The 17,268-nt window shown below is 64.8% G+C and carries 20 protein-coding genes; 10 read left to right on the forward strand and 10 right to left on the reverse strand.

Going from position 1 to position 17,268, the window contains the following annotated elements; all coding sequences use genetic code 11:
- Positions 1 to 366 precede the first annotated feature (366 nt).
- Entirely contained in the window at positions 367 to 1,656 is a 1,290-nt protein-coding gene (locus CH281_RS10410) for an adenylosuccinate synthase (protein WP_027494295.1), read from the reverse strand.
- Positions 1,657 to 1,859: 203 nt separating this feature from the next.
- On the opposite strand from CH281_RS10410, the gene CH281_RS10415 reads away from it, so the two are divergent.
- The 3 genes from CH281_RS10415 (at position 1,860) to CH281_RS10425 (ending at position 3,880) form a co-directional block, all read left to right on the forward strand.
- Positions 1,860 to 2,525, forward strand: coding sequence for a hypothetical protein (locus CH281_RS10415; protein WP_052053266.1), 666 nt, complete (start codon positions 1,860 to 1,862; stop codon positions 2,523 to 2,525).
- Positions 2,522 to 3,295: a site-2 protease family protein gene (locus CH281_RS10420; protein WP_094694114.1), complete on the forward strand. Its 774-nt coding sequence runs from the start codon at positions 2,522 to 2,524 to the stop codon at positions 3,293 to 3,295. The genes CH281_RS10415 and CH281_RS10420 overlap by 4 nt, the downstream gene beginning before the upstream one ends.
- Positions 3,296 to 3,412: 117 nt before the next feature.
- The gene (locus tag CH281_RS10425) at positions 3,413 to 3,880 is read left to right on the forward strand and encodes a pyridoxamine 5'-phosphate oxidase family protein (RefSeq protein ID WP_179274163.1); all 468 of its coding nucleotides are present in this window, start codon (positions 3,413 to 3,415) and stop codon (positions 3,878 to 3,880) included.
- On the opposite strand, the gene CH281_RS10430 is transcribed toward CH281_RS10425, so the two are convergent.
- The 3 genes from CH281_RS10430 to CH281_RS10440 all read right to left on the reverse strand — a co-directional run bounded on the left by CH281_RS10430 (position 3,870) and on the right by CH281_RS10440 (position 6,426).
- Entirely contained in the window at positions 3,870 to 4,799 is a 930-nt protein-coding gene (locus CH281_RS10430) for a cation diffusion facilitator family transporter (protein ID WP_027494299.1), read from the reverse strand. The genes CH281_RS10425 and CH281_RS10430 overlap by 11 nt on opposite strands.
- Positions 4,800 to 4,877: 78 nt before the next feature.
- A complete protein-coding gene (locus tag CH281_RS10435; RefSeq protein WP_094694098.1) occupies positions 4,878 to 5,972 on the reverse strand; it encodes an FUSC family protein in 1,095 nt (364 codons plus the stop codon).
- A gap of 37 nt (positions 5,973 to 6,009) precedes the next feature.
- Positions 6,010 to 6,426 (reverse strand): DUF3151 domain-containing protein, encoded by a 417-nt coding sequence (locus CH281_RS10440; protein ID WP_027494301.1) that lies wholly within the window; start codon positions 6,424 to 6,426, stop codon positions 6,010 to 6,012.
- A 148-nt stretch (positions 6,427 to 6,574) separates the two neighbouring features.
- On the opposite strand from CH281_RS10440, the gene CH281_RS10445 reads away from it, so the two are divergent.
- Positions 6,575 to 7,276, forward strand: a complete 702-nt coding sequence (locus CH281_RS10445) for an Rv0361 family membrane protein (protein ID WP_094622807.1) — start codon at positions 6,575 to 6,577, stop codon at positions 7,274 to 7,276.
- Between the two features lie 63 nt (positions 7,277 to 7,339).
- Here CH281_RS10445 and fbaA read toward each other — a convergent pair whose 3' ends face one another.
- Positions 7,340 to 8,380: a class II fructose-bisphosphate aldolase gene (gene fbaA / locus CH281_RS10450; protein ID WP_027494302.1), complete on the reverse strand. Its 1,041-nt coding sequence runs from the start codon at positions 8,378 to 8,380 to the stop codon at positions 7,340 to 7,342.
- Positions 8,381 to 8,565: 185 nt separating this feature from the next.
- Between fbaA and CH281_RS10455 the strand changes: the two genes are divergently transcribed.
- Together CH281_RS10455 and CH281_RS10460 are read left to right on the forward strand one after the other, a co-directional pair.
- Entirely contained in the window at positions 8,566 to 9,306 is a 741-nt protein-coding gene (locus CH281_RS10455) for a VTT domain-containing protein (RefSeq protein ID WP_370878752.1), read from the forward strand.
- A gap of 73 nt (positions 9,307 to 9,379) precedes the next feature.
- A complete protein-coding gene (locus CH281_RS10460; RefSeq protein ID WP_027494304.1) occupies positions 9,380 to 10,045 on the forward strand; it encodes a DedA family protein in 666 nt (221 codons plus the stop codon).
- 117 nt (positions 10,046 to 10,162) lie between these two features.
- Here the strand turns inward: CH281_RS10460 and CH281_RS10465 are convergent, their stop codons facing one another.
- The 4 genes from CH281_RS10465 to CH281_RS10480 all read right to left on the reverse strand — a co-directional run bounded on the left by CH281_RS10465 (position 10,163) and on the right by CH281_RS10480 (position 13,579).
- Positions 10,163 to 11,299 (reverse strand): glycoside hydrolase family 76 protein, encoded by a 1,137-nt coding sequence (locus CH281_RS10465; RefSeq protein WP_032364937.1) that lies wholly within the window; start codon positions 11,297 to 11,299, stop codon positions 10,163 to 10,165.
- A gap of 62 nt (positions 11,300 to 11,361) precedes the next feature.
- Entirely contained in the window at positions 11,362 to 12,045 is a 684-nt protein-coding gene (locus CH281_RS10470) for a TrmH family RNA methyltransferase (protein WP_045841394.1), read from the reverse strand.
- Positions 12,042 to 12,704, reverse strand: coding sequence for a DUF6636 domain-containing protein (locus tag CH281_RS10475; protein WP_370878753.1), 663 nt, complete (start codon positions 12,702 to 12,704; stop codon positions 12,042 to 12,044). The genes CH281_RS10470 and CH281_RS10475 overlap by 4 nt, the downstream gene beginning before the upstream one ends.
- Before the next feature lie 86 nt (positions 12,705 to 12,790).
- The gene (locus CH281_RS10480; RefSeq protein WP_027494308.1) at positions 12,791 to 13,579 is read right to left on the reverse strand and encodes an SDR family oxidoreductase; all 789 of its coding nucleotides are present in this window, start codon (positions 13,577 to 13,579) and stop codon (positions 12,791 to 12,793) included.
- A 90-nt stretch (positions 13,580 to 13,669) separates the two neighbouring features.
- Between CH281_RS10480 and CH281_RS10485 the strand changes: the two genes are divergently transcribed.
- On the forward strand, positions 13,670 to 14,119 hold the full coding sequence (locus CH281_RS10485) for a hypothetical protein (protein WP_027494309.1): 450 nt from the start codon (positions 13,670 to 13,672) through the stop codon (positions 14,117 to 14,119).
- Here CH281_RS10485 and CH281_RS10490 read toward each other — a convergent pair.
- Positions 14,046 to 14,741, reverse strand: a complete 696-nt coding sequence (locus CH281_RS10490) for a lysoplasmalogenase (RefSeq protein WP_094694118.1) — start codon at positions 14,739 to 14,741, stop codon at positions 14,046 to 14,048. The two genes, CH281_RS10485 and CH281_RS10490, sit on opposite strands and share 74 nt — an antisense overlap.
- 141 nt (positions 14,742 to 14,882) lie before the next feature.
- Here CH281_RS10490 and CH281_RS10495 point away from each other — a divergent pair, with 141 nt between their 5' ends.
- The 3 genes from CH281_RS10495 (at position 14,883) to CH281_RS10505 (ending at position 17,259) form a co-directional block, all read left to right on the forward strand.
- The gene (locus tag CH281_RS10495; protein WP_052053263.1) at positions 14,883 to 15,482 is read left to right on the forward strand and encodes an Rv1733c family protein; all 600 of its coding nucleotides are present in this window, start codon (positions 14,883 to 14,885) and stop codon (positions 15,480 to 15,482) included.
- A 92-nt stretch (positions 15,483 to 15,574) separates the two neighbouring features.
- Complete coding sequence (locus CH281_RS10500) at positions 15,575 to 16,036, forward strand: MarR family winged helix-turn-helix transcriptional regulator (protein WP_032364936.1); 462 nt, start codon at positions 15,575 to 15,577, stop codon at positions 16,034 to 16,036.
- A complete protein-coding gene (locus CH281_RS10505; protein WP_094694100.1) occupies positions 16,033 to 17,259 on the forward strand; it encodes an MFS transporter in 1,227 nt (408 codons plus the stop codon). The genes CH281_RS10500 and CH281_RS10505 overlap by 4 nt, the downstream gene beginning before the upstream one ends.
- Positions 17,260 to 17,268: the final 9 nt, after the last annotated feature.

Here is a 17,268-nt window from a genome sequence, read left to right on the forward strand (position 1 = left end):
ATCGGATCGTCGGCCATCCGAAGAGGCCTCCGCAATTGGTGCGATGCTCATTGTTTCGCCACGTCTACGTGGCCTGTTACCCAAGTGAGAGTAAAAGTCCAGGAGTCTTTTCAGCCGCTCGTTTCGAACTCTGCGTTTACATGTCGCGATCATCCGTAAAGCAGAGCCTCATCCGGAATCGGTTGAATCGGACAACTGCCGACGGCCGATTTCGGACGATTACCCGTCCGAATGATTGTTTCCAGCCGGTCTACGAGAGCACAGTTTGTTTCATCGACACAGACGTTCCTGGGTCTACAGGTTCGTGCGGAGACAGCAAAAAGCCCCGAGGCAGTGCGCCTCGGGGCTTTTCGATAACGGGTTCGGCTACCGCAGGATGTCTCGACGGACGATGGTTTCGTCGCGGCCCGGTCCCACACCGATGCACGACATGTACGCGCCCGACAGTTCCTCGAGACGCAGGACGTAGTTCTGCGCGTTGATCGGCAGTTCCTCGAATGTCCGGGCACCGGAGATGTCTTCCCACCAACCGGGCATCTCTTCGTAGATCGGCTTCGCATGGTGGAAACCGGTCTGCGTCATCGGCATTTCGTCGTGACGGACGCCGTCGACGTCGTAGGCGACGCAGATGGGGACGGTATCCAGACTGGACAGCACGTCGAGCTTGGTCAGGAAGTAGTCGGTGATGCCGTTGACGCGGGTGGCGTACCGAGCGATGACCGCGTCGAACCAGCCCGTACGTCGGGCACGACCGGTGGTGACGCCCACCTCGCCGCCCTGCTTGGCCAGGTACTCACCGTGGTTGTCGAACAGCTCGGTCGGGAACGGACCCGAACCGACACGCGTCGTGTAGGCCTTGAGGATGCCGAGGACCGTGGTGATCTTGTTCGGGCCGATGCCCGAGCCGACGGACGCACCGCCTGCCGTCGGGTTCGACGACGTCACGTACGGATAGGTGCCGTGGTCGACGTCGAGCAACGTGCCCTGCGATCCCTCGAGCAGAATCGTGTCGCCGCGCTCGAGCGCTAGGTTGAGCTGCAGGCGCGTATCGGTGATGCGGTGCTTGAAACCTTCGGCCTGCTCGAGCACCTCGTCGACGACCTGCTGTGGGTCCAACGCCCGGCGGTTGTAGATCTTCGAGAGCACCTGGTTCTTGAATTCCAGTGCAGCCTCGACCTTTTGAGTCAGGATCTTCTCATCGAGCACATCCGCCGCACGCACTCCGACGCGGGCGAGCTTGTCCTGGTAGCACGGGCCGATGCCGCGCCCGGTGGTGCCGATCTTCTTGGCTCCGAGGAAGCGCTCGGTGACCTTGTCGATGGCCACGTGGTACGGCATGATCAGGTGCGCATCGGCGCTGAGCAGCAGGTTCGACGTATCGACATCGCGCTTCTCGAGGCCGTCGAGCTCGGTGAGCAGCACACCCGGATCGACGACGACACCGTTACCGATGACGTTCTTGACGCCCGGCGTCAGAATTCCCGACGGGATCAGGTGCAGCGCGAACTTGTCGCCGTTGGGAAGAACGACGGTGTGGCCGGCGTTGTTGCCGCCTTGGTAGCGAACCACCCACTGAAGTCGTTCGCCGAACAGGTCGGTGGCTTTGCCTTTGCCTTCGTCGCCCCACTGGGCGCCGATCAGGACTATCGCCGGCATGTGCTCTCCTACGTTGCTTTCGTGCAAGGACGTGCTGCAGATGTACTAGAGCGAATGCAGCAGTCACCATTCGTCGCAGGCGCGACAGTGGCCGGGGGAACAGTCTAGCCGAGGCGGTGAGCTGGCCCGCATGCCGCTACGGTCGACGCCGAACGAGGGCACTATGGTCGTGACGAGGATTCATCGGAAGATCTAGGAGCGCCGTGACACCGTTCGTTCTGCAGTGCGGCAACCCGCTGCTGCCGATCACGCTGACCGACGTCCCACTGCGCAACGCCGACGCAGTACCGACCGACGACGATTGCAGCGCGATCTTCTCCGACATCGAATCCGCCCCCGAGCCACGCATCATCGTCCTGGGCGATGATGCGTCCCTCGCCGCGCTGCTGACGCGCCTGATGCGCACCGAACGGCTGCACGTCGAAGTCGCGTTCGTGCCGGAGAACGCAACCGATGCCGCGCACATCTACAAGCTGGGCACCGGGTCACGTGCCGCCAAGGTCGCCTTGACGGGCACTGCGTCGAGCACACCCCTCATCCGCGACGATGCAGGCAAGGCCGTCGTCGGGAGGGCTCTGCTCGGCGGTGCCGACGGAACCGACCTCGAAGGCGAGGCCTATGTCGACGACACCCGGTTGTTCTCCGGCGTCGTGCCCGGAGTCGAGGTGGCTCCCACCCCGGACATGCCCGGCCTCCGTGCACGCGTGGTCGGCCGTCGCCGATTTCTGCCGCGCCGCTGGGTGAGCGGCCGCGCCATGCAACTCGGCTCCCCCGCCGCCGAACTGACGCGCGACGGCATCGCCGGCGGCAAGGCAGTGAAGCGGTCGACCTTCTACCGCCACCATCAGGAGTGGTTGCTGGTCCGATGACCGTTCCGGTGCGGCGCGGTCCCGTCCTGCCCAGTCCGATCTTCGTCGCGGTACTCGCCATCGCCGGAATCGGTGGTGCCCTTGCCTGGACGGCGGACGACGTCACGTCCGTCGCCGCGCGCATCGGAGTGTTCGTGCTCGTTCTCGCCGGGTGGATCGCGTCGGTCTGCCTGCACGAATTCGGCCACGCCTACACCGCGTTTCGAGCCGGTGATCGCGAAGTCGAGCTCCGCGGCTACCTGACCCTGAACCCGCTGAAGTACACACACCCGCTGCTGTCCATCGTTCTCCCGGTGGTGTTCATCGCGATCGGCGGGATCGGCCTGCCGGGCGGTGCCGTGTACCTGCGTACCGGACAGTTCTCGGCGTCGACCCAGCGGCGCATCGCACTGGCCGGCCCGTTCGCCAATGCAGTTGTGGCCGTGGCACTTCTGGTGGTCATCAGGCTGTTCGGTACCGACGGCACCAACGCCGCCTTCTGGTACGGGCTCAGCTTTCTGGCGTTTCTGCAGATCATGGCTACGATCCTCAACCTGATCCCGGTGCCCGGACTCGACGGATACGCAGCCCTCGAACCCTCGCTCTCACCCACCACCCGAGCGTCGCTGAACCAGGTCAAGGGATACGGGATTCTCGTCCTCGTTGCGCTGCTCTTCGTACCGGCCGTCAATGCCGCCTTCTTCGGAGCGATCTACACCTTGTTCGGATTGTCGGGGGTCCCCGAGTTCTTCGCCGGCAACGGCAACTACCTGATGCGATTCTGGATCTGACAGGTCCAGCGGGAAAGAGTGCACGATATCGAGCGCGATCGGCGGGATTCCGTCTGTTCGGGCAGATTCCGTGCATTCCTGCCCAACACTGTCGGTGCCGGATCGCATAATGTGCGCATGACGACGTGGAACGAATTCTCGGCAGCGGCCCCGATACTCGCGTCCGCGGTGCGGGCCCGATTCACCGCGCACAAGCACCATGTTCTTGCGACGCTACGAGCAGACGGCTCACCGCGCGTGAGCGGAACCGAGGTGGAGTTCGTGGACACCGGGGTGCTGCGACTCGGCTCGATGCTCGGTGCCGCCAAAGCGCAAGATCTTCAGCGCGACGGCCGGTTCGCACTGCACAGCAATCCCGGCCACCACTCGATGGAGGGCGGCGACGCAAAGATCAGCGGAATCGCCGCAGAGATCACCGATCCTGCTGTGCTGCAACCGATATTCGACGCGACTCCCGGCGAACTCGTGCCGTATCACGTGTTCGATCTCGACATCGGCGAAGTGGTACTGACGTCACTGGTGGACGATCACATGCAGATCGACGTCTGGCGTCCGGGAACCGAGGTACGCACCGTCACCAGGTGAGCTCTTCCTTGCAGGTTCGGCCGTGTGCGGTCGGCTCGACCTGCACGGTGGCATGGTCGAGTCCGTAGGTCGACAACAGCGAGCGCGCTCGATCGAGCACCATCGACGACGACCCCTCGCATTCCAGGTGCACGGTGGCCACGTCCATTCCGGTGGTCAGGGTCCACACATGTAGGTCGTGCACTCCCGTCACTCCGGGAAGGGCGCTCAGATCTCCGGTCAGCGCGTCCACGTCGACATCGGCAGGACTCGCCTGAGTGAGGATGCGCAGTGCCGACCCGGCGAGCTTGATCGCACGCGGAACCACCCACAGCGAGATGAGCACGCCGACGACGATGTCGACCCAGGTCCACCCGAACACCAGCATGAGCACACCGCCCACCAACACACCGACGCTGCCGACGGCGTCGGCCAGCACCTCCATGTAGGCACCGCGAACGGCGAGAGAGTCCTTCGCATCGCCGCGGATGAGCATCATGACGACGATGTTCGCGGCAAGACCGGCCGCAGCGGTGAGAATCAGCGGAAGACCGGGGATCTCGGGCGCATCGCCGATGCGAGATATCGCCTCGTACATGATGAACGCCGCAACGCCCAGCAGCAGAACAGCATTCGCGATCGCGGTGAGCACCTCGGCACGGTGCCAACCGAATGTCCTTGCCGCTGCGGCACTTCCCTTTCGCGCAAGGACGAGAGCGATCAAGCCCATCGACATCCCGAGTACGTCGGTGAGCATGTGGCCGGCATCGGCCAGCAGACCGAGCGAGCCGATGGCCAGCGCGACGGTCAGTTCGACCACCAGGAACACCACCAGAACGGCCAACGCCACGATCATCTTGCGAACCCGAGATCTGGGCGGTCCCGCGCCGTCGGGCGAATGACCACCCACGCCGTGGCTGTGTCCGTGACCCGCGCCCATGACTCCCCCTCGTGACTGCAACGACTTCAGGCAGTCACCATATGCGTACATACGCATATATGCAATGGTGTGCTCGGGTCACAACTCCGGCGGGACGTGCGGATGCTTGACCGTCGGCGGCAGAGTCGCCAGCGCAGAGATGCGCTTGAGCCCGGCGACCTGCAACAGATCGACGATGATCGACCGCAACTGAGCGAGCACCACCGTCGCCGACAACCCGGCGTTCGAGATCAGTTCCGGCTTCGCTCCGGCAGCGACCGACCGCAACACCCGCGCGGCCTCCGCCGCATCCGGCTTCTGCCCCGGATCGGCGAGAATCATCTGGCGTAGGACTTCCACCGCATGCGCCAGCTTCTCCACCTCGTCCACCACCCGCGGATCGAGAATTTCGTCGTCGCGCACCAAGGTCAACGACCGCCGTGCCAGCACCCGAATATTGCGAACCGCGTTGTCGATGGGGTCGGCCGTCGCCGCCAGGGCCGCCAACCGGTTGCGGTGACTCCAGTACATCGGAGAAATGCGCGCGATCTCCCGGCCGCCCTTGAGATCGGTCCGCAGAGCATCGATGCCGGACTGCGTCGCCCGAGCCTTGCGCAACGCATCCTCGATGGGCTTCGGATCGTTGGCCACCAACCCGTCGGCCACCTTCTGCAACACGCTCGCCGCGGTCGCCAACACGTTCGCCGCATCCTTACGCGCCCGCCACACCGGATGCGTCGGAATCAACGCCACGATCGCGATGCCCACCAGACCACCGACCAACGCGTCCACCATGCGGTTGGGGCCACCCATGTTGCCCGGAGGAATGAGGGTCGCCACCAGCACCGCGGACGATCCGGCCTGCATCGCGATGATGGGGCCGCCGTCGAGGAACACCGCAGCCGACATCGCCAACACGACCACCAGCGCAATCTGCCACGGCCCACTGCCGATCAGGGAGATCAACAGATCGCCGACGCCGATGCCGACCGTCACGCCGGCCACCAGCTCGGCCGATCGACGCAACCGCGCCCCGAGGGACACACCGAGCGAGACGACGGCCGCAATGGGCGCAAAGAACGGACGTTCGTGACCGACGAGATCCGTAGCGACGAACCACGCGACCCCGGCCGCCAACGCGCACTGCACGATGGGCAACAACGACAACCGCAGCCGCTCGGTGCCCGCCTTCATCCGGGTTCGGCCACGCGCCCGGCTCGCGCGGGCCCGATCAGCCCAGGCCGAGCGCTTCCGCTGCTTTGGGGTCACAGTCTTCGAGGAGGTCGAGGCAGCGGGCGTACTCGTCGTGCTCGCCGATGTCGCGGGCGGCTTTGGCGAGGACTGCGACGCATCGGAGGAATCCGCGGTTGGGCTCATGGCTGTACGGGACCGGCCCGAATCCCTTCCATCCGTTACGACGCAACTGGTCCAGACCTCGGTGATAACCGGTACGCGCATAGGCGTACGCGGTGATGGTGGCACCCGATTCGAGAGCGGCCTCGGCGAGATACGCCCACGCGATCGACGCCGTCGGATGGGCCGCAGCAACCGTCTCGGGAGCCTCGTGATTCAGCAGTGCGGATTCGGCCTCGTCGTCGCCGGGCAACAGCGTTGGTTGAGGTCCGAGCAGATCACCGAAAGAAGTCATGGCGCTCATTGTGCCCCTACGTCACCCAATCGTGTCCGAACACCCCCGGCGGCGCTCACGCTGCGCTGCACACGCGGTCGATAGGCTGCCAGCTGACGAAATTTCGGACTTACAGCTTTCGAGGAATTCGGTGAACGAGGGAGAACGCATGTCGGACGAGAAGAACAATGCGACCCCCGAGGCCGACACGACCAAGATCGACCTGAACAAGAAGAAGCCGGCCGACGAATCGACGGACGCCCCCACCGAGAAGATCGCTGCACCTGAAGCCGATTCGCCGGTAGCTGCGCCTCGAAAAGCCGAGCCCCAGAAGATCACGCCCCAGAAGATCGCGCCCAGAAAGATCGAACCGCAGAAGGCTCGGCCGCAGCAGGTCGGACCACGCCGCGTCGGACCGCCGGCTGCGGAACCGAACAAACCGAGTCACAAGAAGTGGTGGGCGGCTCTGGTGGCCGCGGTAGTCGTGATCGCGGCAGTGGCCGCCGGTGCGTACCTGCTGATCGACCGCACGAGCGTCGAAGACTCCCCGGAAGCGCAGATTCGCACGACGGTCGAGTCGTTCACCAGGGCGCTGGCCGCCGGAGATCTGGCCACGCTGCGCAGTACGTCCTGCGGAGACCTGGCGACGTTCTACCGCGACATCCCGGACACGGAGTTCGCCGACGTGCATCGGGTGTCCGTGGAGCAGGGCAACATCCCGACCGTCGACAGCATCGACGCCATCCAGGTCACCGACGACACCACGGCGATCGCTCAGGTCATCGCCCACACGGACGCCAACCCGAACGATCGCTCGCCGCGCACCTTCGACCTGAGCCTCGACGGCGATCAGTGGAAGGTGTGCAGCTGAGAACCCATGTGAGTGGAACTTCGTAGTGGGCTACGAGGTTCCGCTCACATGGGGCGCAGCCGCTTATCCGGCGCTGACGCTGCGTCCGGCCGACTTCAGGTCGTTGCAGGCCTCGATCACACGGGCCGTCATTCCGGCTTCTGCCTTCTTGAGGTAGCTGCGCGGGTCGTAGGCCTTCTTGTTGCCCACCTCGCCGTCGATCTTGAGCACACCGTCGTAGTTGGAGAAGAAGTGTCCGGCGATCGGGCGGCTGAATGCGTACTGGGTGTCGGTGTCGACGTTCATCTTCACCGTTCCGTACTCGAGCGCCTCTTCGATTTCGCTCTTCGCCGAGCCCGATCCGCCGTGGAAGACGAAATCGAACGGCTTCGAGCCCGATGCCAGGCCCAGCTTCTCGCTGGCCACACGCTGACCGTCGGCCAGAACGGACGGCTTGAGCTTGACGTTGCCCGGCTTGTAGACGCCGTGCACGTTGCCGAAGGTGGCCGCCAGCAGGTAGCGCGAGCCGGCGTCTCCGGCACCGAGTGCCTCGACGGTCTTGAGGAAGTCCTCGTTCGACGTGTACAGCTTGTCGTTGATCTCGGCCTCGACGCCGTCTTCCTCGCCGCCGACGACACCGATTTCGATCTCCAGGATGATCTTCGCGGCCGCAGCGCGGGCCAGCAGATCCTTCGCGATCTCCAGGTTCTCGTCGATCGGCACGGCCGATCCGTCCCACATGTGCGACTGGAACAGCGGGTTCTTGCCGGCGTCGACGCGCTCCTGCGAGATCGCGAGCAGCGGACGCACGTAGGTGTCCAGCTTGTCCTTGGGGCAGTGGTCGGTGTGCAGCGCGATGGTGACGTCGTATTCGGCGGCCACGACGTGGGCGAACTCGGCGAGAGCGACAGCGCCGGTGACCATGCTCTTCACACCCAGGCCGGAGCCGAATTCTGCGCCGCCGGTCGAGAACTGGATGATGCCGTCGCTACCCGCGTCGGCGAAGCCTTTGATGGCGGCGTTGATGGACTCGGAACCCACACAGTTGATTGCCGGGAAGGCGAACTTGTGTTCCTTCGCCCGGCCCAGCATCTCGGCGTAGACCTCGGGAGTTGCGATAGGCACGGCGTCATTCCTCCATTGAAAGTTCGATTGTGTCCTGTGCAGTATGGCAACCTCCGCGCTCGGTGTCGTGCGTACCCGCTCACGTCCCTCTCGGGTGGTTGTCCGTCGAGGGGTGCCGAACAGGCCATCGAGTTCACGGTCGGCCGACACCGACTGTTCAGGAGTTGCCGGTTTCGGCCGGTAGTGTGGGCGCGGTGAGTCTTCTTGCTGCTTCGGAATCGGTGACGACGAATCTGGCCCTGTTGCCCGGTTTCCTCGATCCGGTGAACCTGCTCAATTCCTTCGGTCACTGGGTCCTGATCGGTCTGCTGCTGGTGGTGTTCATCGAGTCGGGCCTGCTGTTCCCGCTGCTGCCCGGCGACTCGTTGCTCTTCACAGCCGGTCTGATCGCGGCGTCGAAGTCCACCGAGATCGAGCCCTTCGCGTCCATCTGGACGCTGGTCATCCTGATTCCCATCGCCGCGATCCTCGGCGACCAGGTCGGTTTCCTCATCGGCACCAAGGGTGGTGCCGCCCTGTTCAAGACGAACGACGCCCGATTCTTCAAGAAGAAGTACATCGACGAGTCGCACGTCTTCTTCGAGAAGCACGGCCCGATCACGATCATCCTGGCGAGATTCGTACCCATCGTGCGGACGTTCGCGCCGGTCGTCGCCGGTGCGTCGCACATGAAGTACTCGCTGTTCCTGACGTACAACGTCGTCGGCGGCATCCTGTGGGGCGCGGGTGTCACGGTTCTGGGGTACCTGCTCGGACAGATCGCGTTCATCCGCGACCACGTCGACATCATCTTCCTGCTGATCGTCGCCGTGTCCGTACTACCCATCGTGATCGAGGTCGGCAAGCGCATGATCAAGGCCCGCAAGACTCCACTCGGGGAAGCAGCCGACGCGATCGAAGCCGACGCCCCGGACTCCAAGTCCTGATCGAGAAATTCCGAAAGCGATCGAGCCCGTGTCACTGAGCGCCACAGCATTGACCGCCACCGCACTGCAGACCGTGTCCACCGAGGCCGTCGGCAGTTTCGGACCGCTGCAGTCTGCGGGTCCGCTGGTCGTGTGGGTGATCGTGATGGCATTCGTGTTCATCGAATGCGCAGTGATCATCGGCCTGTTCCTACCCGGCGACTCGATGCTGATCACTGCGGGCATCGTCATGGCGACGCACGCGTCGGGCACCGGCCACATCTGGGCTCTCTCGGTCGGTGCGATGGTCGCGGCGATCGCGGGCAACCAGGTGGGTTACATGATCGGCCACCGAACCGGTTCGACGCTGGTGGCCCGCAAGAACGGCAAGTACCTCAACACCAAGAACCTGCACAAGGTCAATCTGCTGCTGGAAAAGCACGGATTCTGGGCGGTTCTCGTCGCGCGTTGGATCCCGTGGGTGCGCACGCTGTGCCCGATGGTCGCCGGGGCCGCGAAGATGGATCACCGTCGCTACACCATCGCCAGCACTCTGGGCGCGATCATCTGGGCACCGGTGCTACTGCTCGTCGGCTTCTACTTCGGCTCGTTCATCCAGCGCATCCCGTGGCTGATGCCCGCGGTGCTGATCAGCATGATCGTGCTGCTGGTCGTCGGAACGGGTCTGGGCATCTGGCAATACCGCAAGGAAATGGCGCGTCCGGAAGAGACGATCGTCGTCGACGAGGTTGTCGAGTAGTAGCCCGGAGCGATTTAAAAACCAGCGGGAGTGCAGCCTGCGGAACGACCTAGAAACCGCGGGAGTGCAGCCTGCGGAACGACCTAGAAACCGCGGGAGTGCAGCCTGCGGAACGACCTAGAATCCACCAGCACAGACGCGGTAGGCCGCCTCCATGAGCATCCAGCCACCGAGTTGCACGGACAGGTCGCGTTCGGGCACCTCGGACGGTCGGACCGTTCCCTCGGCGAAGGTGGCGATGTGCAGGCCCTGCCCCGGGAATCGTGCTTCGCGGGTCCAGTCGGCACCGAACAGTGGGTTGTCCTCCACTTCGAGTCTGTTCTCCCACGCGGCCTCGGCCGAGGCGAGGACGATTGCAGCCGCGACCTCTCGTGCACGGTCGTCGGCGTCGGTGTCGCCGGGTAGTTCGGTGGCCACCAACGCGAGGTAGCGCGCGAGGATCGGGTTGAACAGGCCCCCGTCTCCCCCGCCGCCGCCGGTGATGACGAGGTTGCGGGTGAGGTGGTTCTCGACGGCGTCGACCAGAGCGTGGACGCGCTGCGCATGCCTCGGCTCGCCGAGACGGAGTGCGAGTTCGGTTTCCAGGCCGAGTGCGACGCCCTGGCAGTAGCTGTAGATCGCGCGTTCGACCTCGCCGGACTTGCCCGCGTCGACGAGGGCGCGGGTGGAATGCATGCCGTCGAGGATCAGACCGGTGCGCGAGTCACGCAGGGTGCGGTCCATCCAGTCCGACATCTCCTGGGCCCGCCAGAGCCGACCGGTGCGGGCGAGCATGATCGCGGCCGGGCCGTTGGCAGGCGCGTTGTAGAAGTCGGATTTCTTGCGCCACGGGATGCCGCCGCCTTCGGCCGGAGCCCAGGCGTCGAACAGTTCCATCTCGATCTGCTGGATGCCGCTGCGATTTCCGACGAAGTGCTGACGCTGCGCACGTTCGAGGGCCAACCCGAGCCAGGCCATGTCGTCGTAGTAGTTGTTGGTCCAGCCAGTGAGGTTTCGGGTGCGGTGCGCGCGGGTGATCTTCGTCAGGCGTCGTCGACGTTTCGTGGTGAGTTCGCGGTCGGCGGCATCCACTGCGCAGTCGAGCAGGTGTGCCTGCCACCAGTAGTGCCAGCGCAGGAAGGCACGCTCATGCTTGACGGGCGGCCACGCGACGACTCCGAGCGCCGTACCGGGCAGTCCCCACAGCCGACGCATGTGCCGTGCGACGACGGCCCCCTCCGCAGCGTCGGCACGCTGCGACCACAACTCCTGCATACCCGCAATCCTGCCACTACCGTTGCCGAACCGTTACATCCCGTCCTGGTAAAGCCCTGTCTTCACCATGCGGTATCGAGATCGGCGTGGCGACGAATCCACGAGTGCATCGCAATCCCGGCCGCAACACCGGCATTGATGCTGCGTGTCGATCCGAACTGCGCGATCGAGACCGTCATGGATGCGGACTCCCGCGCACTGTCGGAGACGCCGGGACCCTCCTGACCGAACAGCAGCAGGCAGTTGCGCGGCAATTCTGCCGTTTCGATCGGCACCGAGCCCGGGGTGTTGTCGACGGCGACGACGACGAGTCCCTGGTCCTCGGCGAACGCCATCAGCGCCTCCACCGAATCGTGGTGGTGAATGTGTTGGTACCGGTCGGTGACCATCGCGCCGCGACGGTTCCATCGACGCCGCCCGACGATGTGCACCGCCTGCGCGGCGAAGGCGTTGGCCGTGCGCACCACGGTGCCGATGTTCGCGTCGTTCGCGAAGTTCTCGATGGCGACGTGCAGTGAATGACGGCGCGTGTCGATGTCGGCGACTATGGCCTCGCGTCGCCAGTATCGATATGCGTCGACGACATTGCGTCGATCACCGGCGGCGAGCAGTTCGGGGTCCAGTCGCGGGTCGTCGGGCGGCGGCTCGTCGTGGGTGTCCGACCACGGGCCGACGCCGTTCGGGTTCTCACCCCATTCGGTGGGACCGGCTTCGGCCGGTTGGCCGTCGATCTCGTTCTCGCTCAATAGATTTCGTTACTGTCGGGCGCGATCCGGAATCCGTGACCGGTGGCGTCGTTCGCGCACGAGATACCGTTCTCGGCCGAGGTGCAGGTGTAGCCACCCTCGGCGATGGTCGCACCGACAGCCAGCGGCGGATCCATCGACTCGCCACCCGAGGTGTACACCACTCCCCCGGAACACATGAATGCCGCGGGACCGTCGTTGGTCACGCGAATACCGTTGCCCCAGTTGATCATGCAGTCGTCGGGCCGCGGCGGGACCGGGGTGGTCGTGCCTTGACACCCGGCCTCGGTGCGACTCGACAGCGGCACGATGCCGCATTGAAACAGCCCGTCGGGCGAAGTGAAGTAATAGGCCCCGCCGATCGCGGCGTACGTCGTCTGCGGCTCCGCGACCGGTGGGGGTGGTTCGACCGGCGGGGGCGGCGGCGCTTCCGACGTGGTCGTCACCGGCGGCGGAGTCGTGGTCGGTGCGGTCGTCGTGGTGGTCGGCACGGGGGTGGTGGTCGACGACGGAGGCGGCGCTTGCGCAGCCGACTCGCTACTGCAGCCGGTGAGTACGAGCGCCGACCCGATCCCGACCGCGACCGCCCACGCCCGCACCGTTCCGAATCGCACTGTCCCGAATTGTCTTGTCCTGCTCGACCGCACCGTGCTCAGCATGAAGAAAACCCGACCCACCTTTCGACACCTACTGCTCGAAAGACAGACGATACCGGCGCAGCGCCGGCATCGTCCGGTGCGGCGTTCTAGGTGTGGCTCAGACGGCGGTTGACTTCACGGGTGAGCCACGCAGGCGAGAACCGTGAACCGAGCGAGAGCGCCTTGGAGGGCAGTCCGACCGGGAAGTGCACCTTGTGCAACCGGCGCTTCACCGGACGGGTGGCGTCGAAGATCGCGTCGGACACGTCTTTGACGGTGAGCTTGATGCCCAACGAGCTCGTGGTGCCCGTCGAGATTTTCTCGGTCATCGCCGTCTGGACGAACAGCGGCCACATGGCCTTGACCGCGATGTCGTACTTGCTCCATTCGAGATCCAACGCCTCGGTGATGCCGCGCACCGCGAACTTGGATGCGCCGTACGTCACCAACTCGGGCTGACCGTAGATGGCCGAGGCCGAGCACAGGTTGACGACCTGCGCGCCCGGGGTGTCCCTGAGGTAGGGGAATGCAGCGTGGGTGCCGTAGACGACGCCGTTGACGTTGATGTCGATCTGGCGGCGATGCACCGAGAGCGGCATGTCTTCGAAGGCCCCTGCAGCGAGGATCCCGGCATTGTTGATCAAGATGTCGAGTCGACCGTCACCCTCGGCAACGAACTCCTTCAACCGGGTTTCCCACTGGTCGGAGTTGGTTACATCCAAAGTACCGGTGAACACCCGACCGCTGAGCGAAGCAGCTTCCTTGCCGAGTGACGCCAAACCGGTCTCGTCGATGTCGTACGCACCGACGAGGTAACCGTTGGCAGCGAACTTGAGTGCCGTTGCACGGCCGATGCCGGCCGCGGCACCTGAGATGAAGACAGTTGGTCGAGTCACATCGATCACCGTACATGTAACCCTACTTACGAGTAACCCCCAATCTCCGATCGATCGAACGCCGTCTCCCGACGGCACAGGAGTACCGAAGTGAACGACTCGAGGATCGTGCGAGCCGTCGTCGTCGTGGCGATCGGCTATTCGATAGTGCTGGCAGTCTGGATCGGCTGGCTCGTGGACAAGACCCCGCCCGGCACATTGCCGTACCAGTTGGCAGCCCTGGTGGCCGGATTCGGCGCAGCCCTCGGCCTGGCCATGATGATCGCCGGACGCCCCACGCGCGAGCAGAAGGATCTGATCGAACACGGCGTCGAGGGGTGGGCGACGGTGGACGCGATCCGGCGCATCGACGACGACACCGCCGAGCTCGACCTGGAGTTCACCGTGCCGGGCTCGAGCAGCTACTTCGGCAAGATCGTCTACGGCATTCCCCGAGCCGACACCGCACACTTCGAGCCGGGCACGGTCATCGCCGTTCGAGTGGACCCGGCCCATCGAGAGCGGGTTCTGCTGCTTCCCCGTCACGGCGTCGACGAGTAGTGGCCAGGGCGTCGACGAGCAACATCTGAGCGGCCACGTACGTGGACAGGATCACCGCCTCCGCCGTGCGGCGCTGCCGTTCGTCGGTGAGGAACAACCGTCGGTGGACGATCAGCGCGTCGGACACCGTGAACAGGATGCCGCCCACGACGAGCCTGCGGTCACCACCACGTGAAACCGACCGCGCAGACAACGTCGACGTCGTCGCGAGCACGCCGCCGTAGGCCGACAGGGTCGGGGCGACCGCCGGTTGGCGTCGAGCCAGCAGGATCGACGCGGCCAGCCAGCCCGCGTATCGCGGAACGGCGTCCAGCAGAACCGGTCGCGCACCACGACGCCACAGCAAGAACGTGTAGCAACTCTGCATGACTCCGAATGCCGAGGCACCGAGTTCGAGGGCCGAGTCGTCGTCCGGGTCGATCAACAGCACGTCACCGATGGTGGCTGCGACCAGACCCGTCGCCAGCACCCGGTCGTGTGCTGGATCGAGGGCGGTGGCCAATGCAGGAACGATCAGCGGCTTGGCAATCTTCTGCAGCCGTGCCGAGCCCGTCCACGCCCCGAGCACTGTCACCGCACCTGCTACCGACGCGGCAACGCGGGCATATCCCACCCGATCGATGTTCACTTCCGACCTTTCCGGGGCGAATCCGTCATAACGACCGTCACATGTGACCCTGACCCCTATCGCTTGATACTCGCAGTGAGCGTGGGCATCGTGGACAGGTCGGTCGGATCATTTTCGAAAGCACTGGGGACCATCATGCGCCGCAAACTCACCGGGCACACTCGCATCGCAGGTGACGAGGTCGCCGGCTACCCCAATCCGCTTCTCCGCGACTGCGACCTCCGCCAGGCACAGATCAAGCGGTGGGTCGTCACCCTGTTAATTGTCATGGTGCCGTTCTCATTGTGGATCGGCATCGGTGCCTACTCCGAGCAGCAGCAACGACTCGACGAGCAGCGCACGTCGATCCACCAGGTGACGGCCACCACAACCGATGTCGCAGCCGTGGCACCGACCGCCGCAACCAGTTTCGACTCCACCAACGGTGCCGCCGTGACGGCCGTTCCCTCGCAGTGGGTCTACCGAGGTGTCGAGCACACCGGCCGCGTCAGCGTCGACACCGGGTCGCCGGTAGGTACGACCGCTCAGATCTGGGTGAACGACGCCGGCGAGCTGAGCCTGCGGCCACTGACCTCGTCGGATGTGGTCGCTGCCGCGATCTTCAGTGCTGTCGGAAGTTGGATCCTGGCGGCCACTGCGCTGATCGGCTTCTACTACGTCATGCGCTTCCGTTACGACGGGCGCCGAAACGCCGAGTGGGATCGCGAGATCGCCGATCTACTGAGTCGACACTGACCGCTCTCTTCCCCCGAGCTCACCCCACCCGATTTCAACGGCCGGTGAGCCTCGCGTTGCGATAGATAGTTAGTGTATGTAACAATAAACCGGTGAGCCATTCCCACGACGACCTCAAAGATCTGGTCTCGGAACTGGTCACCAGTTCGTCACGCTTCGTTCGCTTGGCTGCCCGATTCGGCAGCGACGAATGGCCCAGAGCGTGGATGCGGGCACTGTCGCTGCTCGAGGAGTATCAGCCCTTGCGCATCAGCACCTTCGCCGAGTTGGACCGATGCTCGCAGCCCTCGGCCACGGCACTGCTCGCGAAGTTGGGCAAGAACGGCCTGGTGACCAAGACGTCCGACCCCGACGACTCGAGGGCCGTGCTCGTCGAGATGACCGAGGCCGGCCATCGGTGGCTCGCCGCGAGTCGCCGTCACATCGTCGACGGACTCGTCCCGTACCTGTCCGACCGAGACCCGGAACAAATCCAGAAACTGACCGACGGCCTGAGCGAGCTTCGCAGCATCCTCGAACCCGTCGATCGCGAAAAGAGAGGAACTCTTTCGTGACCACCAGCACCTCCCCCGACAGCCTGCTGAAGCAACCGCGCGCCGTGTGGGCCGTCGCGTTCGCCAGCGTCATCGCCTTCATGGGCATCGGTCTGGTCGACCCGATCCTCAAGCCGATCGGCGAACAACTGCACGCCTCGCCGTCCCAGGTGTCGCTGCTGTTCACCAGCTACATGCTCGTCACCGGCGTCGCGATGCTCATCACCGGCGTCGTGTCCAGCCGATTCGGGCCCAAGCGCACACTGCTGGCCGGCCTGGCCGTCATCGTGGTCTTCGCCGCCCTCGCCGGCATGTCCGGTTCCGTCGGCGAGATCATCGGATTCCGCGCCGGTTGGGGACTGGGCAACGCCCTGTTCATCGCCACGGCGCTCTCGACCATCGTCGGCGCAGCATCCGGCGGCGTCGCCCGCGCGATCATCCTCTACGAGGCCGCACTGGGCATCGGAATCGCAACCGGCCCGCTGGTCGGCGGCCTACTCGGCGGATTCAGCTGGCGCGGACCGTTCTTCGGCGTCGCGGTACTGATGGCCATCGCATTCATCCTGCTGATCGTCATGCTCCCGGACACCCCCAAGCCCGCTCACACCACGTCGATCCTCGATCCGTTCCGGGCACTGCGACACCGCGGACTGCTGACCGTCGGCATCACCGCACTGCTCTACAACTACGGCTTCTTCACCCTGCTGGCGTACACCCCGTTCCCCCTGGACATGGGCACCTACTCGATCGGTTTCATCTTCTTCGGCTGGGGCCTCTGCCTGGCCGTGGCATCGGTGTTCATCGCGCCGAGACTGCAGCGGGCCTACGGAACGCTGAACATGATGATGCTCTCGCTCCTGCTCTTCGCCGTCGACCTCGGCGTCATGGCGATGTTCACCGAGAACAAGACCGTCCTGATCGTCGGAACCGTCGTGGCCGGCCTGTTCCTGGGCGTCAACAACACTCTGATCACCGAGACCGTCATGATCTCAGCACCGGTGGAGCGCTCGACCGCGTCCGCGGCCTACAGCTTCGTCCGCTTCACCGGCGGTGCCGCCGCTCCCTACCTGGCCGGCAAGCTCGGAGAATCGAACATGCACGTCCCGTTCTGGGTCGGCGCGGCCTGCACGGCACTGGCCATCGTCGTCCTGGCGACCGGCCGAAAAGTCCTCGCCCACGTGGACGAACACGAGCCGGCACCGCACAGCATCGACGAAGCTCGTGCGGTGACAGTCGGCGACTGAGCCTTTCGA

It is taken from the genome of Rhodococcus sp. 06-221-2 (assembly GCF_002258365.1).
In the GTDB taxonomy this organism is placed as follows: Bacteria; Actinomycetota; Actinomycetes; order Mycobacteriales; family Mycobacteriaceae; genus Rhodococcoides; species Rhodococcoides fascians.

Bases quoted from the DNA above. Each gene is read 5' to 3' on its own strand.
- CH281_RS10410 (WP_027494295.1), bottom strand. From the start codon at position 1,656: ATGCCGGCGATAGTCCTGATCGGCGCCCAGTGGGGCGACGAAGGCAAA.
- CH281_RS10420 (WP_094694114.1), top strand. From the start codon at position 2,522: ATGACCGTTCCGGTGCGGCGCGGTCCCGTCCTGCCCAGTCCGATCTTC.
- CH281_RS10425 (WP_179274163.1), top strand. From the start codon at position 3,413: ATGACGACGTGGAACGAATTCTCGGCAGCGGCCCCGATACTCGCGTCC.
- CH281_RS10430 (WP_027494299.1), bottom strand. From the start codon at position 4,799: ATGGGCGCGGGTCACGGACACAGCCACGGCGTGGGTGGTCATTCGCCC.
- CH281_RS10435 (WP_094694098.1), bottom strand. From the start codon at position 5,972: ATGAAGGCGGGCACCGAGCGGCTGCGGTTGTCGTTGTTGCCCATCGTG.
- CH281_RS10440 (WP_027494301.1), bottom strand. From the start codon at position 6,426: ATGACTTCTTTCGGTGATCTGCTCGGACCTCAACCAACGCTGTTGCCC.
- CH281_RS10445 (WP_094622807.1), top strand. From the start codon at position 6,575: ATGTCGGACGAGAAGAACAATGCGACCCCCGAGGCCGACACGACCAAG.
- CH281_RS10465 (WP_032364937.1), bottom strand. From the start codon at position 11,299: ATGCAGGAGTTGTGGTCGCAGCGTGCCGACGCTGCGGAGGGGGCCGTC.
- CH281_RS10475 (WP_370878753.1), bottom strand. From the start codon at position 12,704: ATGCTGAGCACGGTGCGGTCGAGCAGGACAAGACAATTCGGGACAGTG.
- CH281_RS10495 (WP_052053263.1), top strand. From the start codon at position 14,883: ATGCGCCGCAAACTCACCGGGCACACTCGCATCGCAGGTGACGAGGTC.